Here is a 22,646-nt window from a genome sequence, read left to right on the forward strand (position 1 = left end):
GAGTCAAACCGGCCGCAGGCTGAGGGCCGGGAGGTGAGCGCAGTGCGCAGCACCGGTTTCGGTGCGGGGCCGCGGGGATTGCAAAGGGGGCCGCGGTGGCCCCCTTTGCACGTTCACGGGTGACTGTTTCGGCATGTTCTGCAGGTCTGAAGGTGAACGTAACACACCTCAGAGCCACCCATTCCCCTCACCCCGCCCCTCTCCCCAATGGGGCGAGGGAGAAAAGCGAGCCCTTTTCAGGTTCAGCAGGACTGACAGGGAACGTAACACACCTCAGCGCCGCCCGTTCCCCCTCATGCCAGCCCTCTCCTCAATGGGGCGAGGGAGAAAAGCGAGCCCTTTTCAGGTTCAGCAGGACTGGCGGTGAACGTAACATACCTCAGCGCCACCCATTCCCCTCACCCCGGCCCTCTCCCCGGTGGGGCGGAGGGGGAAAAGCGTGCCCCTTTACAGGTTCAGCAGGACTGGCGGTGAACGTAACATACCTCAGCGCCGCCCGTTTCCCCTCACCCCGACCCTCTCCCCAATGGGGCGAGGGGGAAAACCGTGCTCCCTGGCATGTTCAGCAGGTCTGACAGGGAACGTAACACACCTCAGCGCCGCCCGTGTCCCCTCACCCCGACCCTCTCCCCAATGGGGCAAGGGAGAAAAGCGTGCCCCTTTGCAGGTTTAAAGGACGAGCGAGAAAATCGTGCCCGAAGCGCAACACCTTCCCTCGCAAAACTGCAATCTTAATCAGAATGTCGTCCAGCCATCATCCTGACTCTCCGGCGCTTTTGCTCGCGATTGCACCTTTAACGCCGGTCGCAGTAGCGGCTGCGCAGACGTAGCCTGCTCGCCCCCCGCTTCAAGCCGGAAGGTTGCCACCAGTTGCTCCAGAAGGCGCGCCTGCTCTTCAAGCGATCCTGCCGCGGTTGAAGACTCACTCACCAACGATGCATTCTGCTGCGTGGTACTGTCGAGCTCGCTAACCGCACGCGCTATCTGCTCAATACCCCTGCTCTGTTCTTCAGAGGCCGAAGAGATCTCACCCATAATATCGTTGACACGAGTAACGGACTGAACCACCTCATCCATCGTCGCCCCGGCTTTGACCACCAGGTCACTGCCTTTAGTGATACGCGATACGGATTCACTGATTAAGTGTTCGATGTCTTTTGCAGCCTGCGAACTGCGTTGAGACAGGTTGCGCACTTCGCTGGCGACCACGGCGAATCCGCGCCCCTGTTCACCGGCACGGGCAGCTTCAACGGCCGCATTCAGGGCGAGAATATTGGTCTGGAAAGCGATGCTGTTTATCACGGCGGTGATATCAGCAATTTTGCCGGAACTGGTATTGATATCGCTCATGGTTTTAACCACTTCGCGCATGACCAGGCCTCCTTCACTTGCCGTGGTTGAGGCCTGTGCGGCAAGGCGGCTGGCGTTACGGGCGTTGTCGGCGTTGTTTTTCACCGTCGCCGTTAACTCTTCCATACTGGCTGCCGTTTCCACCACGGCGGCCGCCTGTTGCTCGGTGCGGGATGACAAATCGGTATTACCTTCCGCAATCTCCGTTGCCGCACGAGAAACTTGCGACACACTGTTACGCACTTCGAAAATCATCTCGCGAAGCTTGCTGTTCATCCTCCCCATCGCGCCGGTCAGTTTACCCAGTTCATCCTGACTATGTGCGGTTATCTGCGAACTGAGATCGCCGCTTGCGATGCGCTCCGCCAGCGCCAGATTGTGTACAACCGGACGGGTTATCTGGCGGATAATCCACCAGGAGACCACCACGCCAATCATAATCGCAATCAGGCCAATAATGGCCGCGATAGTACTGGAGGTATTAGCCAGCGCGTCATTATGCGTTTTAACCAGGCCCAGCAGCTGCTTAATGTCAGCGCTACTTTCATCACCGCCGATTTTGACGTTATCTTCAGCGGCCTTCAGCGCCTGCACCGCGGTAAAGTAATTCACACTTTGTGCGTAATAGTTACGGGTATCTTCCCAGAGTGCGTTTAACGGTGCCTGGATGTCACCCGGTAACTGAGAGGAAAGCGCCTGCACGGAAGCCTGCGTTTCATTAAAGCGGGCGTCCAGCGTACTTCGCGCCTCTTTAGTGGGACTAAAGCGTAGTATCAGCGCCGCATCACGCACGCTACCGATATTAATCAGTTGATCAAAAAGTTGCCCGGAGAGTGCACTGTCTGCCACTGGGGTACGAATAAGGGTTGTGAAACGGGTTTTTTGATCCTGCCCCGCCAGAGCATCAAGAGAGGTGCGCACAGTGTTGAGCGCATTCATGGCCTGCTGCATCTCATTCACGCTGCTCTGAAATTTTGTCAGATGACCATTGAGCGCAGTGAGCCAGTTCTTCTCTTTTTCGGTCCAGCTCATCTCTGCTGCGCTGGACGTTAACTCAGAGGCATGCTTAACATAGCCAGACATTACCTGTCCGGCTTTATCATCCCCATAGAGATACTTAAGCCGATTTATTTTGGCCTGAAAGACTTCAATGTTGACGTTGTAAATGAGATTGGTTTTTTCGTATACGTCACGGATCTCTTTAAATCTGAGCACGCTTAATACGGTCGCAATGGCGACAAGAAAGAGAACGACGCCAAACCCTACCGACAATTTTTTACTGATGGTTATATTGCTCAACCCTTGGCTGAAAGACATCCGGGACTCCTTGCTTTACATCAATGTTAGCGCCTTACTGCGCACAATAACGTTATCGGCATAGGGTTTCGGTTTTTCAGAGAGGAGGCGAAGTTTGTGGCAAAAACGTGATATGAGTGCTCCTCTATGACAAATTATCAGTGAGGAGCATAGGCAGAAGAACGATTTTTAATCTCTTATCTGGTTAACTGACGACGTCAGTGCTTAAACTGCTTACGCAAAATGATAGCGCCATCATCAATAGCACGCCATATCGCTTGTTCGCACGCTTCACCGTCCCGTTTTTTAAGACCGGTTAATAAATCGCCATAGTCATGCCCGCGGGTTAACTCATTTGATGAAGGGTAAAGATAATTAAAGCAGGGTCCAATGCGCACCCATAATTGTTCGATAATAGCCGTTAGCGTTGGCATTTGGGCAGAGTGATATACGGCGAAACGAAACACACGATTAGTTTGTAAAGAAAGTTCAGTATTACCACTTTTGACCGCTTCATGAAAAATATCAGCGAGGCTGCGTAATTCATGGAGTATTCCTGGGGTCATATTCTGGCTGGCAGCGTGCACCGCCATCCCTTCCAGTTTTTTTCGAATAAGGTTAATTTCATTGAAGCGTTCGGCACTGACTTCAGGCACCAAAAATGCTTGTGCCGGCGTTGCATGAAGTGCCCCCGCAGAGACAAGACGGAGTAAAGCTTCTCTGACGGGCGTAATACTCGTGCCCAATTGATCAGCAATTTCCTTAGTAATGAGACGCGCGCCAGGTTTTAACGCACCAATAATAAGCGCACTTTTTAAACTCGCCTCTACCTGTAAAGTAAGGCTTGTTCGTTGCGCTTTTTCCAAGTCAAGCATGTGAGTATCCTGTAAAAAATTCTTATTAGTTATCAAACTGGTAGCGTGTATGGAATCATAATGTCCCTAGGATATGTTATGCAAATGCATGCCTGGTATTGGATTGTCGCGTTAATGTTAGAACAATTAGTTATTTATTATGCACAACTACCAGAAACCGTTGCCGTAAGGTCATCGATTCCTTATGCATGATTAATTAAAGCTGTTTTTAAAAATTTTGCACGAAATATGATGGCGGTTTATCGCCGCCATCATCCTGTTAGTCTTCGGCACCTACCCGAATGACAGCCTTACCAAAGTTTTTGCCTGCCAGCATCCCGATAAAAGCATCCGGCGCACTCTCAAGATCTTCGGTAATGTGTTCGCGATAATGGATCTTGCCGTCCGCAATCCACCCGGACATCTCCTGCTGGAATTCGTCAATACGGTGACCATAATCCTGGTTAATAATAAAGCCCTGCAAACGTATGCGTTTTTTCAAAAGCGTTGCCATTAATAATGGAACCCGATCAGGACCAGCAGGTAATTCTGTCGAATTATATCCACTGACCAGACCACAAAGCGGAATTCGGGCAGAGGTATTTAATAATGGCAGTACAGCATCAAAAACCGCCCCCCCCACGTTTTCAAAATAAATATCGATACCTTGCGGGCAGGCGCTGGCCAACTGCGCGGCAAAATCGTCCGCACGATGGTCAATACAGGCATCAAAACCAAGAACCTCGACGGCATGGCGACATTTCTCTGCACCGCCTGCCACCCCCACAACACGGCAGCCTTTGATTTTGCCAATCTGCCCGACGGTGGCACCAACTGGCCCGGTCGCCGCGGCGACCACCAGCGTTTCACCTGACTGAGGTTGTCCGATATCCATTAATCCCATATAGGCGGTAAAGCCCGGCATCCCGAGAATGCCCAGCGCCCACGAAGGATGGTCAGGGTGTGCACCCAGTTTCACCAGACCTTTACCGTCCGAGATTTCGTAGTCCTGCCAGCCGCTATAACCCAGCACCCACTCGCCTTCCTGAAAATCAGCATGACGGGATTGCACAACACGGCTTACCGTGGCACCACACATCACATCGCCGATCGCCACCGGCGGAGAATAGGATGGCGCATCGCTCATGCGACCCCGCATATAGGGATCCAGCGAGAGGTAAACGGTGCGTAACAGTACCTGCCCCTCTTCAGGGTTGGCGATGGGGGTATCTTCCAGCCGGAAATTGTCGGCAACCGGCGCGCCCTTCGGGCGTGAGGCCAGTAGCCAGCGGCGGTTTTTTTCGCGTTCTTGCTTCATAAAACTCTCCTGCATCAGACAACGATCTATAGATAATAGGAGCTATCCATCAAATGTGCGCACCCGACAGCGGGCAGAGCGTGGCAGATAAGGCAGCCGGAGCGTAATGCCAGTTACGCGCTCCCCGGATTGAGACGCACAATCAGGTAACGGCAGATTTCTGTGGTTTCATTGATGAAGCGGCAATCATTTGGCGGCCCCAGCTCAAGGCAGTCCCCCGCCTGCATTTCATGGCGCGTCTCTCCTTCAACAAAAACCAGTGCCCCCTGCTGTAACCAGATAAGTTGTCGGGCATGTAAATAGGCCGAGGCTGGCATGGGAATATCGCTGCCGCCCGGTAAGTCAATTTGCACCAGGTCAAGGGGTAAATCGCTGCGAGGTGAGAGATGACGGCGGAGATAATGGCTTTGCGGATCGCGCCACACCGGCTGCTCAGCAAAGCGGAGCAATTTGCCTTCCGGCATCTCTGCCCTGGCAATGAGTGTGGACATGCTGATGCCAAACGCCCCGGAAAGTCGCGCAAGCAGGGTCGCCGTGGGGCTACTCTCCCCGCGTTCAATTTTATGGATCATCGCCCTGGAAACGCCGGCCCGCAGAGCAAGGTCGCTCAGGGACCAGCCTCGTGACTCACGTTCTACGCGAATTCGCGCACTGATCCGTTGATTTATGCTGTCTGAGATAGTATTCATATCGTAATACTATAGTGTACAACCCCTGAGGTTCAACCATGCTCATCCGTCATGCTTTAAAAGAGGACTGCGCGGCTATCGCGGCAATCTATAACCATGCTGTTTTGCATACCGCTGCCATCTGGAATGACACAACGGTGGATGCGGATAACCGCATTGCCTGGTTTGAGGCGCGCGCACTGCTGGGCTACCCGGTTCTGGTAAGTGAGGAGAACGGCGTTGTAACAGGTTATGCCTCCTTTGGCGACTGGCGTGCTTTTGAGGGTTTCCGCCACACGGTTGAGCACTCGGTCTATGTTCATCCCGACTACCAGGGACGAAAAATCGGTCAGGCATTGATGGTCAGGCTGATCGAGGAAGCCCGGAAAATCGGTAAACACGTGATGGTCGCCGGCATCGAGTCCCGAAACCTCACCTCTATTCATCTGCATGAAAAACTGGGTTTCAACGTCACAGCCCAGATGCCGCAGGTGGGCACCAAATTTGGCCGCTGGCTGGATCTGACCTTTTTACAGTTGCAACTGGATAACCGCCAGGACCCGGACGCTATCGGATGAACCAGACGCTAACACTCTGCTTTCTTGTCGCCGCAGGCATTGGTCTGGTGGTGCAAAATATGCTGATGGTGCGTATCACCCAGTCAGCCTCCACGATTCTCATCGCCATGCTGCTTAATTCTCTGGTAGGCATTGTATTGTTCGTCACTATTCTGCTGGTAAAGCACGGCACCGCTGGCTTCAGTGAGCTTGCTTCAACAGTGCACTGGTGGACGCTTATTCCCGGCCTGCTCGGCTCGTTCTTTGTTTTTGCCAGTATCAGTGGCTATCAGTATGTGGGTGCCGCCACGACTATCGCCGTGCTGGTTGCGAGTCAGCTGATTGGCGGGCTGGTTATGGACGTCGTGAGAAGTCAGGGAGTGGCGTTAAAAGCGCTGGCAGGGCCAGTATGCGGCGCGGTCATGCTGGTAATTGGCGCCTGGCTGGTTGCCAGACGCCAGTTCTGAACTTACAAAATGGTGCCACCTTTGGTGAGCTGCTCACGGCGGGCTTCAAGTTCCTCTTTATGATGCCGGCCGTGGTCAAAGATCGCCTTGCGCAGACGCTGTTGCTGGGCATAACGCTCTTCCCGGCTCAGTGCATCATCGTCGCTGAGCGCCACCAGCAATTCATTCATATGCGTGATGACGCTCTCTGCAATGGTGCTATCCACACGGGCGACAACTTCATCCAGATGTGACATGCCAACTCCTGTTAATTCAGTTTTGCTTTAGAAAAATCACTGCCCATCAAACTGACGCTGTAACCGGTCACGTTACTGCGGGTGGCAAAAAGGTTTTCCCGTTTGCCAGCGCAATCCACGGTGCCTGCTCATAGAACACCTCTTGCGCCTGGCCATAAAGCGCGGCACGTTTTGCCGGGTCGCTGGTCAGTTTAGCCTGTTGTACCGGGCCATCATAGGCTTTATCACACCAGCGTGCGGCATTAGCGCCACTTTTCACGCTGTTGCAGCCCAGCAGGGTGTCAGCAAAGTTATCCGGGTCGCCATTGTCAGACATCCAGCCAAAGAGCGCGGTATCATGCTCGCCACGGCGCATACCTGCCAGGTATTCGCCCCATTCATAAGAGACAATTTTTGCTTTTACGCCCACTTTCGCCCAGTCACTCTGGATCATTTCCGCGATGCGTCGTGAGTTCGGGTTGTAAGGACGTTGAACCGGCATTGACCACAGTGTGGTTTCAAAGCCTTTATCAAGCCCGGCCTGCTTCAGCAGCGCTTTGGCTTTCTCTGGATCATAAGCATAATCTTTTAACTCTTTCTTATAACCGAGCATGTTTGGCGGCAACGGTGACTTCGCCACGGTCGCAGACCCCATAAAGACCGCATCAATAATTGCTTTTTTGTCGGTTGCATAGTTCAGCGCCTGACGCACGAGCGCATTATCAAAGGGTTTCTTCTCGGTATTAAACGCCAGGTAACCCACGTTGAGGGCATCAACGGTGTGCAGGGTCAACGCTTTGTTGCCTTTAATCTGGTCAAACTGAACCGGTGCCGGTGCCGGAATGATCTGGCATTCGTTGGTCTGCAGTTTTGCCAGACGGGTCTGTACATCCGGGGTAATAGCAAAAATCAGATGCTTTGTCGGAACCGCGCCGTCCCAGTAATTGGGGTTTGCCAGGTAACGGATCTGAGCATCGGCTTTGTACTGCTGCAGAACATAAGGCCCGGTGCCAATTGGCCAGTTATCTACGTTTTCAGGCGTCCCTTTTTTCATCATCGCATCGGCGTATTCCGCTGAGAGGATAGACGCAAAATCCATTCCCCAGTCGGCCAGGAAGGCAGCGTTAGGCTCCGTGAGAACAAACTGAACGTGATAATCATCGACTTTTTTAACTTCCTGAATGAGTTTATCCAGTCCTACATCGCTGAAATATTCATAATTTCCCTTAGAAACATTATGATAAGGATGGTTAGGGTCTTTCTGACGCATCACCGAGAAAATAACGTCATCGGCGTTGAAATCGCGCGTAGGTTTAAAGAATTTATTGCTGTTAAATTTCACACCCTGGCGCAACGTGAAGGTATAGGTTTTGCCATCCGGGGAGATGGTCCAGTCGGTTGCAAGGGAAGGAACCGGGGTATTTTTTACCGGATCAAAGTTTACCAGACGGTTGTAAAGGACCTGGGAACTGGCAACAAAAGAGGGGCCAGAGCTGGCGATTTGTGGGTTGAAGGACTCAGGAGAGGCTTCGGAGCAGTAAACAAGCGTGTCCTGGTTAGCAGCCCATGCCGCCCCTGTGGGTAGTAAGGTGCTCAGCGCCAGCGCGAGCAGGGTTTTCCTTGCGTTCATCGTTTGAAACCTTATTTTTATATGAAACCGTAATCTCAGCACAGCAGATGTGAACTGGCAAATAACGAATCACTATCAGGTTATTCTAAAGCAGTTGTTTTCGCTGAAATCTTCGCCAGAATTAAATAATAAAATCGACTTAAGCAAATTCAGCCTCGGCAGAACGTCGCCGGATCGCCAATGGGTCGAGAATTCAATGGTTTTGCGCTCTCTTCTGCCGTTTGTCTGGCATAACAATGCGTACAGTAGACGCGTGAAAAAGTCTATGGGATGAAAACGTGGCAAAAACTCTCTTGCGCAGCGGCTGTCTGGATGATTTCCAGGCCGTTGGTGGTGGTGGTCAGGCCGTCTTTGATTCGGCACTGCAAATTCGTGAAGCCCTGCGTCTGCGAAAGCAGCAGGCTCTGGTCGACTGCCTGGCCATTCCGCAGGTTAATGACGAAGGCGATCGCGTCGACTGGTACTCTCCTGTCGAGGGGCGCGCCGTTGCGTGGAAAGCTGCAGATGAAGAGGCCCGTTTTCGCGCCCTTCGCTACCTCGACAGCACGCTGGACAGCGCTGCGGCCCTGAGCCGAAAATGCATTCAGTCGCCGAAAACAGCGCAGCAACTGTTTGGTTCGCTGCTTGAAAAAGCGCTGCAGTTTCCTGGTGAAAACCACGTTTTCCTGGTGGAGGGTAAACCCGTTATCACCTTCTGGGGATTTGTTAACCTTAACGAAAGTGCACGCGACGATGTGCTGGAATGTTTACGCAAAGAAGACGTTCCTGAGCCGGTTATTCTGATTGAGCCGGAGCCAGAACCAGAGTCCGAGCCGGAACCTGAAGGGGTTGATGAACCCGTTATCGCAACCAGTTTCACTCATGCAGACGAACCGCTTCTGAGCGCGGTGCCGCCGGTTAGCGTTCCCCGCCCAGAGGCGCCGTCAGACGAGGTTGTTGCCCCCGTTACGCCGCCGCCTCCGCCAGCGGTCGAGCAAACCGCACCGGTTAAACGTCGTCGTTATGGTGTCTGGGCACTGCCCATTGCTGCCGCCGTAGCGGTGGCGGTTGCAGCACCCCTTGTGCTTAAGCAGCAGAACAGCGCACCGGTTGCGCGCTCTGTCATTGAGCAGACGGCGAGCGCGCCTGCACCTGCGCCCGTGGTAGCGCCAGTCGCCCCGCCCACCGTGCTCTCAGCAACCCTGCCATTGCATCAGGCTGAAGTCGTCGAACCGGTTGTGGAAAAAGCCGAACCGGCGCGTAAACCTGTGGTTATTGCGGCCATCCCGAAAGACGCACTGGTGATGGATGCACAACAAATCAAAACCGGGGCGACGCGTTTTCTAAACGGTAACTGGCGCGTGGTCATGGATGTGAAAGATGAGGCCACGGGTAAAGCACCGACTATCCGCTTCCAGATCCAGAACAATAAAGGGACGGCACGCATCATTCAGGGGAATAATATCTCCTGTCGTGCAGAGCTGTTCTCGGGTTTACATGATACGGGCGTGCTGATGATCAAGAGCCGTAGTACGGCACGTTGCAGCGACGGCACCCGCTATCCGATGCCGGAAATCGCCTGTAAGGCAGGTAATAACGATGTCGCGGAATGCACGGCGCAATTTGATGCTAATACCCCCGTTTCCGTGACCTTCAGAAAAACAGGTGCCTGATTTTATGCTGGTTAATCTTTGCGATTACAAACAGAGCGTCACCCTGATTGCCAACAGTGGCGTGCAGTTTCTCGATTTTGGCCTGACGCCACAGGAGTCGGCTCAGAGCGGTCGGTTCGTGCGTAAAACGGCAAATGGCCCGCTCCTGCGACTGGATTACGATCTGGTTAACGAGCGGTACACCTTGCCGGGCCGTCATGGCAGTCAGCCCGAAGTCGTGAAGCCTGAAAGCACCCAGTCGCTGCACACCTCCCTTGCCATCCTGGATGGCATATGGCTGCCCATTCCGTTTCTGCGCTTTAACCCGCCACGTACCTTCGTGGAGGGGCCGGACAACTGGGCGCGGGTACAGATCCGTAAACTCACTGCCCCGGACGGGGCCGGTAATACCCACCGTGTCACCCTTGCGCTGGACAGCCAGATCAACGGTAACTCCCCTTCGGCCCTTGCGCCGCAGGAAAACGACATTCTCAACGGCACACGTTTTTCGCTGGCCTGGCGCGATGATGAGGTTGCCGACTTTCTTGATCAAACCTGGGTTGACGGCTGGTTGCGGGAAGCCTTTCTTCAGTACGCCAGCCAGAACGATACGCGCAGCGAGCGCGACATAGCGCAGGCGATGCGTGGCTTTGAATACCAGTCCCACTGGCTGAACCTGCTCACGCTGCTCGGCACACAGCTTCAGGTGCCGGAAGTAAAAATTGTCACCCACACCCTCAGTACCCCTGCGATCCCGGTTGATCTTATTCTCGACGTCGGTAACACCCATACATGCGGCGTTATCATCGAAGATCATGGCGATGCCAACGACGGTCTGCGCCAGACAGCGGAGCTTCAGGTTCGTTCTCTGAGCGAGCCCCAGTTCCTTAATGAGCCGCTGTTTACCAGTCGCCTTGAGTTCTCTGAAGCCCGTTTTGGCAAACAGCATTTCTCCGTAGAAAGCGGTCGTGAAGATGCTTTCGTCTGGCCGTCTATTGTTCGTGTCGGCGATGAAGCCCGTAAGCTGGCCATGCAGCGGTTGGGTACAGAGGGCAATAGCGGCATCTCCAGCCCGCGTCGTTATCTGTGGGATGAGACGCCAGTATTACAGGACTGGCGCTTTAGTCAGATGAACAGCAAAACCCAGCGCGAACCGCTGGCAACGGCGTTCCCGCTGATGAATCTGATGAATGATGAAGGTCAGCCGCTCTATACCCTGCCGCTGGACGAACGTCTGCCGGTCTTCTCGCCGCAGTACAGCCGCAGCACGCTGATGACCCATATGCTCTGCGAACTTCTGGCGCAAGCGCTCGGACAGATGAACAGCGTGGCAACCCGCTTGCGGCTGGGTTTCCCGGCATCGCCCCGCCAGTTGCGTACCCTTATCCTTACGTTACCCTCAGCAATGCCTAAGCAGGAGCGTGAGATCTTCCGTCGCCGCATGTTTGAAGCGATAGCGATTGTCTGGAAAGCGATGGGCTGGCACCCGCAGGACGAGGACTTTGCTAACCGCAAACACCAGGATAAGAGCGTGGTGCCGGTTCCGCGTATTCAGATGGAGTGGGATGAAGCCAGCTGCGGTCAGCTGGTGTGGCTCTATAACGAAGCCATTTCTCGCTATTCCGGCCAGACGGAAACCTTCTTTGCCGCTCAGGCGCGCCCGGACAGAGCAGAGCCCGAAGGGATGCCAGCAGGCCGCTCGCTACGGGTCGCCTCGCTGGATATCGGTGGCGGTACTACCGATATGGCCATCACCCATTATCAACTGGACGATGGCACTGGCAGCAACGTCAAAATCACGCCGCAGCTGTTGTTCCGCGAGGGCTTTAAGGTAGCCGGCGATGACATTCTGCTGGATATTATCCAGCGCTGCGTCCTGCCCGCGATGCAAACGCAACTGCAAAAGGCTGGCATTACGGATGCGGCCTCCCTGATGGCAACCTTGTTCAGTGATTCAGGTCGCATTGATACGCAGGCAATTTTGCGCCAGCAGACCACATTGCAGCTGTTTATGCCTGTCGGTCATGCGATTCTGGCGGCCTGGGAAGAGAGCGATATCAACGATCCGTTAGCCGGTTTACATGCCACTTTTGGTGAATTGCTTACCCAGCGCCCTACCCGCAATGTCATGAACTACTTAAGACAGGCTATCGATCATGCGCTCCCCTCTGGTTCACCGGAATTCGACGTACTCAGCGTCCCGCTTCAGGTTAATTTCCGGGAATTGCAGGAGGCCATGCTCGCCGGGCAGTTCACTCTCACCGCCCCCTTACACGCGGTGTGCGAGGCTATCAGCCATTACTGCTGCGATGTCTTGCTGATTATGGGCCGTCCGGGCTGTCTGCCAGGGGTGCAGGCGTTGATTCGTCACCTGCAACCTGTTCCGGTTAACCGGATGATCTGGCTTGATAAATACCGTGTACATGAGTGGTATCCGTTCAGTCAGCAGGGCAAGATAGGCAACCCGAAATCCACAGCGGCAGTAGGCGCGATGTTATGCAGCCTGGCGCTCGATCTCCGTCTGCCGCGTTTTAACTTCAAAGCGGCAGACATTGGTGCCTACTCCACCGTGCGCTATCTCGGCGTGCTGGACAATGTGGTGAATACCTTGCGTGATGAGAATATCTGGTATCACGACATCGATCTGGATAAGCCCAACGCCAAACTGGATGCCCGTCTGCACTTCCCACTGCGCGGCAATATTACGCTGGGATTCCGCCAGCTTGCCAATGCGCGGTGGCCTGCCACCCCACTCTATACGCTGAGTATCAACTCCGCCGAACTGGCAAAAACCATCGCCGGTGATGGCGTCCTGAATGTGCGTTTACAGTTTAGTGGTGGCAATAAGCATCAAGGACCGGAGTCCTTTATGCTTAGCGAAGCCTGGCTTCAGGATGGCACGCCGGTTCCTGCCGACGCGCTAACCTTCAAACTGAATACGCTGGCCGATCGCCGCCACAGCGGCAGCCATTACTGGATCGACAGCGGGAGTGTGTACCTGAAATGAGTGCGAGCATGAACACAACCCAGGCGCTTCGTGCATGGATCAATGAGAACCGCCAGCATTCTCCTTTGCTGGAAGATGATGCCGATGCGCTGCTGGCCCGTCTGACCGCCAGCGCGGCAGAAGAACATGCCCTGGATGAGGCCGCGCGTGCGCCCTGCACTGTCGGGCTTTATGGCCACTCCCAGGCTGCCAAAGCCCATCTGCTGGGTGCGCTCTGCCAGAGCGGCAACGGACGATTAAATGTTCAGCCTGGCGAGAAAACGCTGGATTATTTCACCCATATCAACCCCGGCCATATGCTGACCCGCATGGCGCTGCGCTTTAGCCGTCATCATGAGGCGGTGGATGAGAATTTCCCGCTGCGTCTGCGCCTCATCAGTGAAGCGGACCTGGTGCAGATTTTTATCGTTCACGCCCAGACGATGCCCGATCTGCGACGCGTGGAAAAGTCGGTGGCAGAAAATCGTATTGCTAAATGGCGTGCGTTGCGTCAGCCCAACCCCGTTCCGGGGTTAATCGCTGAGGAGGTCGGGGCTATCGGTCGTTTCTGGCGTACCTGCGTGCCGGCATCCCAACAGCATCTGGATGATGCGCTCTGGTATGAACTTGCCTGCCTGCTGCCGTCGCTGGACTTGAGCGCCCGCGCCAGCGCCTGGTCTCTGTTATGGGGTGAACATCAGGAACTGACGCAGCTTTGGTTATCGCTGGCCCACACCCTGCATCAGACCGGTAATGCCGCTGAGCTTGCGGCACCGCTGAGCCTGCTGGTGGATAACTTCGCGCTGCCGACAGAAGGTTTCCTTACCCCCGCTGCTTCGTCCTTTGAAGAGGTCGCCAGCGAGGTGGTGGTGCACCCGTGGTCGCAGGCGCAACTGCAAAACGCAGTCAGTATTCCGTTATCCACGCTTGCCCTGCTGACCAAAGAGCTGGTGCTTCCGGTCGAAGAGAGCGTGCTGGAGAATGTCGATATTCTTGATATTCCGACTCCGACCAGAGCAGAGGGTGATCCCTTATGGAACAGTAAATGCCGCTGGTTACTCGACAGTTATCGCCAGTCTTTACAACCGGATGTCCTGCTCATCTGCAACGCTACCTCGCAACGCAGTGAGACATCAGCCACGGCCAGGGCACTACTGCACTGGGTGAAGGAGACGCAGTCAGGCCAGGAGGCCGCGCTTCCGGGTCTGGTCTGGACTATTACGCCACACGATGCGCGATTTACCGGTGGGCAGAATCTTGACGAGGTTATTCAGCAACTGGTGGGCAAACCCGGCCAGCACTGGGGTACACTGCAGGCGCTGGATTCCAGCAGTCTGCAACGGGTGCTGGAATGGCTGGCGCAGGCCACCGCGCCTGCGCTTCGGCAAAATCGCCTTCATGCGCTGCGCGAGCGACATCATGCTGCTCTCCACGATCTCATGCAGGCCTGGGTGACAACACCGGCTAAAGAAAACAGTGCGCAAAAGGCCCGTGCCGAAGCCGTTGTGCGGGAGCTGCAGGCGCATGCTTCCCGTCACGGGGAGCTGCTGGAGGGCATGATGCCGGACATGCAGCAGTTTGATAATTTATGGAAAGTGCAGCAACCGCGTGAAGAGCAGGTCAGCGGCCTGTTTAATGAAGCCATCGATCTCTTTGCTGAGTCGACGGATAACCGGGAGCAACTGCATACCTCACGCGATGTGGGCCAGCAGGCCCATGCCATGTGGGTGAATCATGTTCGCCAGTGGAGCCGTAACGATGATAATGCAGCCCGCCTGGGCGTAACGCCTACAACCCTGCGACAAATGGCTGAAATCGTGATTGTCTCCAGCTATCGCCTGGGGCTGCCGGAACAGTTGCAGAAAACCATGCAGCGCGACACCGCCTGCGCCGCGCAGTTGTATGCTGAAACGGGGAACTTTGTCGCCTGGCTTGGTTATGCCGCCGTGAAGCCCTCTGAACGCCCTTCCAGCCGCGTGCTGAAGGGGACGCCTGTTTTCGTTTCGGCCCCGGTAGTGACGGGTGAACGTCTGACAAGATTAGGTGATCAGCCGGTCCATGCGGCAACCCGCTATGTCTATGACTGGTTGGTGGCGTTGTACAGTCGCGCGGTTGAAAACATGGGGTACAGCCATCCGCTCGACGTTTCCACGACGGCGCGTAAGAAGCTCAAAGCCTTACTGCCATAAAAAAATGACCCGGCCACTGAGGTGTGTCGGGTCATTTTCTTTACGCATTTCATCTATAACAGAGAAAATGCCAGTGCCACCGGAAAGCTCAGGGGCCAGGTTGCGCCTATCAGTAGCGCGCTCAATGCTTTCATACGCCGGGTCTCTTTCGACAGAAACCACGTGCTCACTCCGGCCACCACTGCCATCACCGCATAAAAAACGAGCATCCAGAAATACAGGTCCATCTTCTGCCTCCTTTCCGTGGAAAACATCTGCAGACCTATGTTGCACAAGAGTGCCTTTCTGTAATGTCTGCGCCGTCACGCATTGGCAGGAATAATGGAAAACATCAGAAGATGGAGATCAGTAATGCCACGGGAAAACTCATGGGCCACGTCGACCCTACCAGAAACGCGCTCAGAAAACGGATGCGTTTGCGATCGCTGGAGAGAAACCAGGTAATCACTGAACAAATCAACGCCATAATAGCGTAAAAAACCAACATTTTTTGATAAAGCGTCATAGCCCGCACTAATATTTTGAAAACAAAACGACCGCAATATGCTCGTTTTGTTGACGCACATCAAGTTTTATTCACATAAAATGCGGTTTTTACAACGTAGATGTTAGCCAATGTAACCCTTTCGTCCAGGTCACGGCTTACTCCCGGGTGCTACGCTCGCCCGTCTGCCAGGCTGTGCACGCCAGGCTTTCACCATTTCCGGTGTGACCTCACTGACATAGCAGATAGGGGCGTAGCCGCCGGGTTTGCTCCAGGCGCTTCGCTTACCGCAAAGGCTACCATTTCGGGTTTGATTAAAGGGACAAGCACAGGGACCGGGATAGGCGGCAATAGAAACCTCAACAATCCGCTTTTTAATTTGCTCATCGTTAATTGGCGTTACGGCATGGCTGTAGGCGGCAGCAAAAACACCAACTGTCACAAAAAAGATTGCCACCAGGTTTCTGTATCTCATCGTCTGTCCTGTAGCAGAAGCATCCACGTTTTATTTCGATTATAAGGTAATCGGTCCTGATGACCTCGCGAACGACCGGCCTTGTTCTCAGGGCATAAACGTAGCGCGCGTTAATTTAACTTAAAGCTCAATATAATCAGTCATTCAACTTTTTGAATTAACCTGTACTGAGAATGTCTCATTATTTACGGCTTATCCCCCTGCTCTTCTTTAGCGCACAGGCAGCATTTTTGATATTCTTTACGGGTAAGAAATCATTTTATACAGGGTTAATGCTATGCAAAAGTTTGACGATCTGTGGCATGCCATAGAATTACGAGTGTGTGAAAACAATGACATCACACACGAGGATATGACCAACGACGACAGCGTAAGGGGTAACGCCGCCAAACAGCGCATCGCACATATTTTCATTCTGGAAGTTCTGCTCTCACGCCACCGTGAAAAATATGCCAGCCCTTATGTCTCGCTGGCTGGTGAGGAAGCGCTTTACCACCTTATTTTTAAGCGTACCGGCTGGAAACCCTTTGAAGTTAAACAGCTCTCTTTCAGCGACGCTATGTTTGTTATCTCTGAACTCTTTCGCGAAGAGAACCTGCCTGCTGATGTACGCGGCATCCTGCGTGCCAACGGCTTACGCGATCAGCCTTATTCCTTATATGATTTCTCAGAAAAGGACTGGGCACCACGGGAAAATGAAAATATCCTGAAACGATAGCCTGCACATACTTATAATGTTAAGGGCTTATTTGGCCCTTATTCTTTTGCCGCCATCAATATTCAGAATCTGACTAATAACAGCAATACCCTGCCTGAAACTGGACATAAGCCCTGCCAGCGCATCTGTTTTTTGGGCAGTTAAATAAGAAATGGTGGATGCCTCCTCTCCTTCAGGCAAACTCTCTATCCGTGCAAAATGAAACTCTTCCCCTTCACAAAAATAGGTTTCAATCGGCAGCATATAACCAGCATGACCTGGAACTTCTGCGCTGTTGAACCAGGTAATGCTTTTCTGATCATCATCAACCGTCAAATACTCAGGCGCACCGCCGGGTATCAGTATCACCACTAACTTACTCATTAAATTATCCCCAGCCCGATGAAAAAACGCGACATTATCAGTAGCAGGCCGTGACGATTCGTTGTCGGATCAATTAACTTAATATGACAATAAGGCCAGATAAGGTCTGTCTACGGTTCGTCTTGTTTTATATTTTATGAAACGCCTTAATACTGCTGGTGCAGGAAACGTACCATTAGAGATAAACTATCTTTACGTTTATTGACAGTAGCAAAAAGATAAATCGTGAGAATTACCGCAATATTTATATCGTTATTCGATTTTTGCAATAAAGCCGATAACGCTCCTATTACATTCTTGATGATATGGCCGGGTGCGTCATCACTGCCGGTGAAGCACCTGCTCTTTCACTCTCTTGAACCACTCTATCCCATCGCGTGGCCAGCGTCCGCCATGCTTTTCTTTCCCCTGACGTTCACTTGTAACAAGGGTGCAGACGAGGAAGCCTATAAAGTTTAAGAGCTTGAAAAGGACGACGACTGATACTTTAATGACACCGACCTGCCAGCTGTGCCGTTCCCGGGGCTAACGTTGCGGGTTTAACGGCCAAAGCGCATCAATAATAAAGAGAAATCAACCATGAGTTCAGATTACAAAGGCAAGAACGTTTTCGGTGCGGATATTTACCAGGGCTCGGACGGGATTTATCACACACAAGAGGAAGCGGACAGAACCTGGCGTTCTGATTATAAAAATCAGGACGACAGCACTGACACTCCCCCTGCCTGGCAAAGCACGCCTGCTGCTGCCCCGACACAAAGTCCCTTCGGCACCCCAGGCACCGGCACTTCCGCAGGCATGTCTGACACGTTCAAAAATCGCCTGTGGGGCGTGGTGTTATGTGTGGTGGGAAGCTGGGCTATTACATCGCTTATCCTGGCGGTCCCATACAGTTATCAGCCGCCCGGTCTGTTATTCCGCCTCCTTTCCCTGCTGTCGTTAGTAGTATTCTGGCCTGCTCGTATCCTTATCGCCCTGATGGCAGACAAAGCGCTTCCCTGGCTCGGTTTACTGTTCCCGCTTGTGTCACTGGCTAATATGTTATGGCTTGGTCTGGTGGGCAAATTTTTGCTGAAAAAAGAGAAAGCATTGAAGGTTTTTGGCCTTAAGCATAAAAAATACCGCCAGCTTTCCTGGGTTAAAGTCTCGCTGTTACTGCTGGCCGTTCAGCTTGTATTGGCGCTGGCATCAAGGTTGTAGTCGTGAGTACGGGTGTCAGGGCATGCTGCCCCGACACCCGCAGCCCGTTAATGTTTTATCATTACGTGACGCACCACGGTGTAATCTTCCAGCCCATAGACTGACATATCCTTGCCGTAACCGGAGAGTTTCTGCCCCCCGTGCGGCATCTCGCTGACCAGCATAAAGTGCGTATTAACCCAGGTACAGCCATATTGCAGCCTGGCGCTCAGGCGATGCGCCCGGCCAACGTCTTTTGTCCAGACAGAAGACGCCAGTCCGTACTGTGAATCGTTGGCCCACCCCAGCACCTGCTCTTCGTCATCAAAGAGGGTGACGCTCACCACCGGCCCGAAGACTTCACGTTGCACAATAGCATCGTCCTGTTTTGCGCCCGCAAGCAGGGTTGGTTCAAAGTAATAACCCGCTCCGTCACGTTTTTTACCTCCGGTGACGACGTTGATGTGTGCCAGTGCTTTTGCATCCTCCACTGCTTTAGCCACTCGCGCCAGGTGGGCTGCTGAACTTAACGGCCCAAGCTCAGTGGTGGCATCTTCCGGTGCGCCCATTTTCAGGCTGGCGACCGCCGCACCGAGTTTTTCCACAAGCTGGTCATAAATTCCCTTTTGCGCATAAATACGGCAGGCAGCAGTGCAATCCTGCCCGGCGTTATAAAAACCAAAGGTCCGCACGCCTTCCACAACCGCATCCAGATCGGCATCATCAAACACAATAACCGGTGCTTTGCCGCCTAACTCCATATGGGTGCGCTTAATCGAGGGGGCGGTGTGGCTGATGATATGCTCACCGGTTGCAAACGAACCCGTCAGAGAGACCATGCGCACTTTTTCATGACCGGTAAGGGGGTCGCCGACGGTTGTGCCGCGACCGAAGAGTACGTTGAGCACACCTGGCGGGAAAATATCCTTTGCCAGTTCCGCCAGACGAAGCGCGGTGAGCGGTGTAATTTCCGATGGTTTAATGACTACGCAGTTACCGGCCGCCAGTGCCGGAGCAAGCTTCCAGGCGGCCATCATCAGCGGGTAGTTCCAGGGGGCAATAGAGGCAACGACCCCAACCGGATCGCGGCGAATCATCGAGGTGTGTCCTTCCAGATATTCCCCCGCCGCCAGCCCGTTCATACAGCGAGCCGCGCCGGCAAAGAAGCGAAACACGTCCACCACGGCAGGTATCTCATCATTAAGCGCGCAGTGCAACGGCTTGCCGCAGTTGAGCGATTCAAGTGTCGCCAGTGCTTCTGCATTGTCTTCAATCACCTGCGCCAGCTCAAGCAGACAGGCCGCGCGCGTTTTCGGGCTGGTCTGCCCCCAGCTTTTAAAAGCCGCATCCGCTGCCAGAACCGCGGCATCGACCTGCGAAGGGGAAGCTTCCGCTATCTCCAGCAACACCTCACCGGTAGCCGGATTATAAACGGCCTGCTTTTCCCCTTCGCCGTTGACCAGTTGGCCATTGATAAATAATTGATGTTGCATAGGGCTATCCTTATTAAGTTGTCAGTTATTTGCCGGAACCAGCGACGGTTTCACCGTCACGGGTCAGCCACCACGCGCCCAGGATAGGCAGCGCCGTCGCCAGCATGACCAGCAGAGCCACCACGTTTGTGACCGGAACATCACGCGGCCGGCCCAACTGATTTAACAGCCAGAGCGGTAAGGTACGTTCATGACCGGCGGTAAACGTCGTCACGATAATTTCGTCAAACGATAGCGCGAACGCCAGCATGCCTCCGGCCAGCAGAGCCGACCCCAGGTTTGGCAGCACCACATAACGGAAGGTCTGCCAGGCGTTCGCCCCAAGATCCATCGAGGCCTCCACAAGACTCCAGGAGGTACGGCGAAAACGGGCAATGACGTTATTGAAGACCACCACTACGCAGAAAGTCGCATGGCCTGTCACTATGGTGAAAAAACCCGGTTCCAGATCCACCGTCTTAAAGGCCGTCAGCAGCGCCAGCCCCGTCACGATGCCGGGCAATGCAATAGGCAACATTAGCAACAGCGAGATGGCATTCCTCCCAAAGAATGTGCTTCGCCAGAGAGCCATTGCAGCAAGCGTGCCAAGGAGCAGTGCAATTAAAGTCGCCAGTGCTGCCACTTTAAGTGACAGTGTCACCGCATCGAGAATATCTCCCCTTGTCGCCGCTACGCTGAACCATTTGAGCGTCAGCCCCTGCGGCGGGAAACTGAATGCGGCCTCTTCGGTATTAAAAGCATAGATGGCGATTATCAATAACGGGAAGTGCAGAAAGAGCACGCCCCCCCATGCCGCCACTTTCAGAAACCAGGGTGCGCTTTCAGAGTGCATCGAATGCTCCAAGACGTTTCACAAACGACAAATAAAGGGCAATCAACAGGATGGGCACCAGGGTAAAGGCGGCGGCCATTGGCATATTGCCGATCGCTCCCTGTTGGGAATAGACCATGTTGCCAATGAAATAGCCGGGGGGGCCGACCAGTTGCGGAACGATGAAATCACCGAGCGTCAGTGAAAAGGTAAAAATTGATCCTGCCGCCACACCCGGTATCGCCAGCGGGAGAACGACATGACGAAAGGTTTGCCGGGGTGTCGCGCCCAGATCGGCAGAAGCCTGCAACAGGGAGGGCGGCAGCCGTTCCAGCGCGGCCTGCACCGGGAGGATCATAAACGGCAGCCAGATGTAGACAAACACCAGGAATCGCCCCAGTCCCGAAGTCGATAAGGTATTACCACCAATACCAGGAAGCGTTAATAATGCAGCCAGCAACGGCTCCAGCCCCAGATGGCTTAAAAACCATCGGGCGACGCCATCTTTAGCCAGCAGTAACGTCCAGGCATAGGCCTTTACGATATAGCTCGCCCACATCGGGAGCATGACCGCGATATAAAAGAACGCTTTCCATTTCCCGCTGGTATATCTCGCCATAAACCAGGCCATCGGAAAGGCCAGAATGGCGCTGGCGAGGGTGACTGCAACCGCCATTGTCAAGGTGCGCAGAATGATGTCGTAATTGGACGGGTTGAAGAGCGCCCATAAATTTGCCAGCGTCAGATCCGGCGTCACCGACATGGTGAAGTCGTCAAAGGTATAAAACCCCTGCCAGAGGAGAGTAAGCAGCGAGCCAAAATAGACGATGCCGAACCACATCAGCGGGCCAAACAATAACAGGAACAAACCCAGCGAGGGCCTGCGCCAGAAGAAACGACTCAGACGTCCGGGTGCCGGTTGAGGATAAACGCGCGCGTCCATATCAGGCGACTCCCTGCAACGGCACCATTGCGTCACGCGACCAGGAGGCCAGCACCCTCTGGCCCGGCTCCAGTGAGGGTGGTAACAGGGCGTCTGAAAGGTTCGGCTGGGTCACCAACAGCTTGACGCCGTCGGCCAGTTTCAGTTCAAAACGCGTGGCGGCTCCCTGATATTGCACGGCCTGCACCACGCCCTGAACCTGAACCTCTCCAGGCTGGTTCAGCCGGATATGTTCAGGTCTTAGTGAGAATGTACCCTGCATGGCACAAAGTTTTCCGGCAAGGGTGTTATCAAACACATTTGACGTCCCCACAAACCCGGCCACAAAGGGGGTGCGGGGGCGCAGATAGAGCTCACGCGGCGTATCCACCTGCTCTATCCTGCCATTATTAAAGACCGCGACCCGATCGGACATCGACAGGGCTTCCCCCTGGTCGTGGGTGACAAAAATAAAGGTGATGCCCAGATCCTGCTGCAGTTTTTTTAGCTCAAACTGCATCTGTTCACGCAGTTTTAAATCCAGCGCCCCCAGGGGTTCGTCAAGTAACAGCACGCGGGGTCGATTGACCAGCGCACGGGCGATGGCGACACGTTGCCGCTGACCACCGGAGAGTTGCGATGGTTTACGGGCATGAACAAAATCCAGCGCCACCTTCTCCAGCGCCTCACGGGCACTGGCATGACGCGTTTTTTTATCGACGCCTTTGACCATTAAACCGTAGGCAACGTTATCGAGAATCGACATATGCGGAAAGAGCGCGTAGTCCTGAAAGACCGTGTTGACGTCACGCTCCCAGGGGGGCAGTTCGCTGGCTTCGCGCCCGAAGATACGGATAGCGCCGCCACTTAACTGTTCAAAGCCTGCAACCAGCCGCAGGCAGGTGGTTTTGCCGGAGCCGGATGGCCCCAGCATTGAGAAAAATTCGCCGTCATTCACCACCAGACTGACGCCGTCCACCGCGCGGATATCACCGTACAACCGCGAGACATCCTGAAATTCTACCGCGTAAGTCATGCAA

Annotated in this window: 20 protein-coding genes and 1 pseudogene; 7 read left to right on the forward strand and 14 right to left on the reverse strand. The window is 54.0% G+C overall.

Features of this window, described 5'->3' with window-relative positions; translation table 11 throughout:
- Positions 1 to 735: 735 nt before the first annotated feature.
- The 4 genes from KXR87_RS17435 to KXR87_RS17450 all read right to left on the reverse strand — a co-directional run bounded on the left by KXR87_RS17435 (position 736) and on the right by KXR87_RS17450 (position 5,507).
- Positions 736 to 2,667, reverse strand: coding sequence for a methyl-accepting chemotaxis protein (locus KXR87_RS17435; RefSeq protein ID WP_437433476.1), 1,932 nt, complete (start codon positions 2,665 to 2,667; stop codon positions 736 to 738).
- A gap of 197 nt (positions 2,668 to 2,864) precedes the next feature.
- A complete protein-coding gene (locus tag KXR87_RS17440; RefSeq protein ID WP_437433477.1) occupies positions 2,865 to 3,521 on the reverse strand; it encodes a GntR family transcriptional regulator in 657 nt (218 codons plus the stop codon).
- 259 nt (positions 3,522 to 3,780) lie between these two features.
- The gene (locus tag KXR87_RS17445; protein ID WP_437433478.1) at positions 3,781 to 4,818 is read right to left on the reverse strand and encodes an NADP-dependent oxidoreductase; all 1,038 of its coding nucleotides are present in this window, start codon (positions 4,816 to 4,818) and stop codon (positions 3,781 to 3,783) included.
- 113 nt (positions 4,819 to 4,931) lie between these two features.
- On the reverse strand, positions 4,932 to 5,507 hold the full coding sequence (locus KXR87_RS17450) for a helix-turn-helix domain-containing protein (RefSeq protein ID WP_437433479.1): 576 nt from the start codon (positions 5,505 to 5,507) through the stop codon (positions 4,932 to 4,934).
- A gap of 38 nt (positions 5,508 to 5,545) precedes the next feature.
- Between KXR87_RS17450 and KXR87_RS17455 the strand changes: the two genes are divergently transcribed.
- A complete protein-coding gene (locus KXR87_RS17455) occupies positions 5,546 to 6,064 on the forward strand; it encodes an N-acetyltransferase family protein (RefSeq protein ID WP_437433480.1) in 519 nt (172 codons plus the stop codon).
- The gene (locus KXR87_RS17460) at positions 6,061 to 6,510 is read left to right on the forward strand and encodes a DMT family transporter (RefSeq protein ID WP_437433481.1); all 450 of its coding nucleotides are present in this window, start codon (positions 6,061 to 6,063) and stop codon (positions 6,508 to 6,510) included. The genes KXR87_RS17455 and KXR87_RS17460 overlap by 4 nt, the downstream gene beginning before the upstream one ends.
- A 2-nt stretch (positions 6,511 to 6,512) precedes the next feature.
- On the opposite strand, the gene KXR87_RS17465 is transcribed toward KXR87_RS17460, so the two are convergent.
- Both KXR87_RS17465 and KXR87_RS17470 read right to left on the reverse strand, forming a co-directional pair.
- Complete coding sequence (locus KXR87_RS17465; protein ID WP_437433482.1) at positions 6,513 to 6,746, reverse strand: YdcY family protein; 234 nt, start codon at positions 6,744 to 6,746, stop codon at positions 6,513 to 6,515.
- An 11-nt stretch (positions 6,747 to 6,757) separates the two neighbouring features.
- Positions 6,758 to 8,355: pseudogene (locus KXR87_RS17470) on the reverse strand (ABC transporter substrate-binding protein).
- 278 nt (positions 8,356 to 8,633) lie between these two features.
- Here KXR87_RS17470 and KXR87_RS17475 point away from each other — a divergent pair.
- The 3 genes from KXR87_RS17475 to KXR87_RS17485 are packed head-to-tail and all read left to right on the forward strand — an operon-like array spanning position 8,634 to position 15,161.
- On the forward strand, positions 8,634 to 10,007 hold the full coding sequence (locus KXR87_RS17475; protein ID WP_437433483.1) for an SrfA family protein: 1,374 nt from the start codon (positions 8,634 to 8,636) through the stop codon (positions 10,005 to 10,007).
- A gap of 4 nt (positions 10,008 to 10,011) precedes the next feature.
- The gene (locus KXR87_RS17480) at positions 10,012 to 12,993 is read left to right on the forward strand and encodes a virulence factor SrfB (protein ID WP_437433484.1); all 2,982 of its coding nucleotides are present in this window, start codon (positions 10,012 to 10,014) and stop codon (positions 12,991 to 12,993) included.
- Positions 12,990 to 15,161 (forward strand): virulence factor SrfC family protein, encoded by a 2,172-nt coding sequence (locus KXR87_RS17485; RefSeq protein WP_437433485.1) that lies wholly within the window; start codon positions 12,990 to 12,992, stop codon positions 15,159 to 15,161. The genes KXR87_RS17480 and KXR87_RS17485 overlap by 4 nt, the downstream gene beginning before the upstream one ends.
- A gap of 53 nt (positions 15,162 to 15,214) precedes the next feature.
- Here KXR87_RS17485 and KXR87_RS17490 read toward each other — a convergent pair whose 3' ends face one another.
- From KXR87_RS17490 to KXR87_RS17500, 3 genes are all read right to left on the reverse strand, one after another.
- Positions 15,215 to 15,388: a GhoT/OrtT family toxin gene (locus KXR87_RS17490; RefSeq protein ID WP_437433486.1), complete on the reverse strand. Its 174-nt coding sequence runs from the start codon at positions 15,386 to 15,388 to the stop codon at positions 15,215 to 15,217.
- Positions 15,389 to 15,492: 104 nt separating this feature from the next.
- Positions 15,493 to 15,666: a GhoT/OrtT family toxin gene (locus tag KXR87_RS17495; protein ID WP_437433487.1), complete on the reverse strand. Its 174-nt coding sequence runs from the start codon at positions 15,664 to 15,666 to the stop codon at positions 15,493 to 15,495.
- Between the two features lie 130 nt (positions 15,667 to 15,796).
- Positions 15,797 to 16,120, reverse strand: a complete 324-nt coding sequence (locus tag KXR87_RS17500) for a hypothetical protein (protein WP_437433488.1) — start codon at positions 16,118 to 16,120, stop codon at positions 15,797 to 15,799.
- 277 nt (positions 16,121 to 16,397) lie between these two features.
- Between KXR87_RS17500 and KXR87_RS17505 the strand changes: the two genes are divergently transcribed.
- Positions 16,398 to 16,838, forward strand: a complete 441-nt coding sequence (locus tag KXR87_RS17505) for an ECs1072 family phage-associated protein (protein ID WP_437433489.1) — start codon at positions 16,398 to 16,400, stop codon at positions 16,836 to 16,838.
- Between the two features lie 27 nt (positions 16,839 to 16,865).
- Here the strand turns inward: KXR87_RS17505 and KXR87_RS17510 are convergent, their stop codons facing one another.
- Positions 16,866 to 17,201 carry a hypothetical protein gene (locus KXR87_RS17510; protein ID WP_437433490.1) on the reverse strand — a complete coding sequence of 112 codons (336 nt, stop codon included), beginning with the start codon at positions 17,199 to 17,201 and terminating at the stop codon, positions 16,866 to 16,868.
- 579 nt (positions 17,202 to 17,780) lie between these two features.
- On the opposite strand from KXR87_RS17510, the gene KXR87_RS17515 reads away from it, so the two are divergent.
- Entirely contained in the window at positions 17,781 to 18,401 is a 621-nt protein-coding gene (locus KXR87_RS17515) for a hypothetical protein (RefSeq protein ID WP_437433491.1), read from the forward strand.
- Between the two features lie 47 nt (positions 18,402 to 18,448).
- On the opposite strand, the gene patD is transcribed toward KXR87_RS17515, so the two are convergent.
- From patD to KXR87_RS17535, 4 genes are read right to left on the reverse strand one after another with little or no spacing between them, the layout of a single operon-like run.
- Positions 18,449 to 19,873, reverse strand: a complete 1,425-nt coding sequence (patD, locus tag KXR87_RS17520) for an aminobutyraldehyde dehydrogenase (RefSeq protein WP_437433492.1) — start codon at positions 19,871 to 19,873, stop codon at positions 18,449 to 18,451.
- Between the two features lie 25 nt (positions 19,874 to 19,898).
- Entirely contained in the window at positions 19,899 to 20,705 is an 807-nt protein-coding gene (locus KXR87_RS17525) for an ABC transporter permease (protein ID WP_437433493.1), read from the reverse strand.
- Positions 20,695 to 21,627 (reverse strand): ABC transporter permease, encoded by a 933-nt coding sequence (locus KXR87_RS17530; protein ID WP_437433494.1) that lies wholly within the window; start codon positions 21,625 to 21,627, stop codon positions 20,695 to 20,697. The genes KXR87_RS17525 and KXR87_RS17530 overlap by 11 nt, the downstream gene beginning before the upstream one ends.
- A 1-nt stretch (position 21,628) precedes the next feature.
- Positions 21,629 to 22,642, reverse strand: a complete 1,014-nt coding sequence (locus tag KXR87_RS17535; RefSeq protein ID WP_437433495.1) for an ABC transporter ATP-binding protein — start codon at positions 22,640 to 22,642, stop codon at positions 21,629 to 21,631.
- Positions 22,643 to 22,646 lie beyond the last annotated feature (4 nt).

This window comes from Yokenella regensburgei (genome assembly GCF_051486985.1).
Lineage (GTDB): Bacteria > Pseudomonadota > Gammaproteobacteria > Enterobacterales > Enterobacteriaceae > CBFFRJ01.

What these genes read in the sequence shown, in the direction of transcription:
- KXR87_RS17455 (WP_437433480.1), top strand. Translation starts at nt 5,546, where the DNA reads ATGCTCATCCGTCATGCTTTAAAAGAGGACTGCGCGGCTATCGCGGCA.
- KXR87_RS17505 (WP_437433489.1), top strand. Translation starts at nt 16,398, where the DNA reads ATGCAAAAGTTTGACGATCTGTGGCATGCCATAGAATTACGAGTGTGT.
- KXR87_RS17510 (WP_437433490.1), bottom strand. Translation starts at nt 17,201, where the DNA reads ATGAGTAAGTTAGTGGTGATACTGATACCCGGCGGTGCGCCTGAGTAT.
- KXR87_RS17445 (WP_437433478.1), bottom strand. Translation starts at nt 4,818, where the DNA reads ATGAAGCAAGAACGCGAAAAAAACCGCCGCTGGCTACTGGCCTCACGC.
- KXR87_RS17465 (WP_437433482.1), bottom strand. Translation starts at nt 6,746, where the DNA reads ATGTCACATCTGGATGAAGTTGTCGCCCGTGTGGATAGCACCATTGCA.
- patD (WP_437433492.1), bottom strand. Translation starts at nt 19,873, where the DNA reads ATGCAACATCAATTATTTATCAATGGCCAACTGGTCAACGGCGAAGGG.
- KXR87_RS17495 (WP_437433487.1), bottom strand. Translation starts at nt 15,666, where the DNA reads ATGACGCTTTATCAAAAAATGTTGGTTTTTTACGCTATTATGGCGTTG.
- KXR87_RS17530 (WP_437433494.1), bottom strand. Translation starts at nt 21,627, where the DNA reads ATGGACGCGCGCGTTTATCCTCAACCGGCACCCGGACGTCTGAGTCGT.
- KXR87_RS17440 (WP_437433477.1), bottom strand. Translation starts at nt 3,521, where the DNA reads ATGCTTGACTTGGAAAAAGCGCAACGAACAAGCCTTACTTTACAGGTA.
- KXR87_RS17485 (WP_437433485.1), top strand. Translation starts at nt 12,990, where the DNA reads ATGAGTGCGAGCATGAACACAACCCAGGCGCTTCGTGCATGGATCAAT.
- KXR87_RS17480 (WP_437433484.1), top strand. Translation starts at nt 10,012, where the DNA reads ATGCTGGTTAATCTTTGCGATTACAAACAGAGCGTCACCCTGATTGCC.
- KXR87_RS17450 (WP_437433479.1), bottom strand. Translation starts at nt 5,507, where the DNA reads ATGAATACTATCTCAGACAGCATAAATCAACGGATCAGTGCGCGAATT.
- KXR87_RS17515 (WP_437433491.1), top strand. Translation starts at nt 17,781, where the DNA reads ATGAGTTCAGATTACAAAGGCAAGAACGTTTTCGGTGCGGATATTTAC.
- KXR87_RS17490 (WP_437433486.1), bottom strand. Translation starts at nt 15,388, where the DNA reads ATGGACCTGTATTTCTGGATGCTCGTTTTTTATGCGGTGATGGCAGTG.
- KXR87_RS17525 (WP_437433493.1), bottom strand. Translation starts at nt 20,705, where the DNA reads ATGCACTCTGAAAGCGCACCCTGGTTTCTGAAAGTGGCGGCATGGGGG.
- KXR87_RS17500 (WP_437433488.1), bottom strand. Translation starts at nt 16,120, where the DNA reads ATGAGATACAGAAACCTGGTGGCAATCTTTTTTGTGACAGTTGGTGTT.
- KXR87_RS17435 (WP_437433476.1), bottom strand. Translation starts at nt 2,667, where the DNA reads ATGTCTTTCAGCCAAGGGTTGAGCAATATAACCATCAGTAAAAAATTG.
- KXR87_RS17460 (WP_437433481.1), top strand. Translation starts at nt 6,061, where the DNA reads ATGAACCAGACGCTAACACTCTGCTTTCTTGTCGCCGCAGGCATTGGT.
- KXR87_RS17535 (WP_437433495.1), bottom strand. Translation starts at nt 22,642, where the DNA reads ATGACTTACGCGGTAGAATTTCAGGATGTCTCGCGGTTGTACGGTGAT.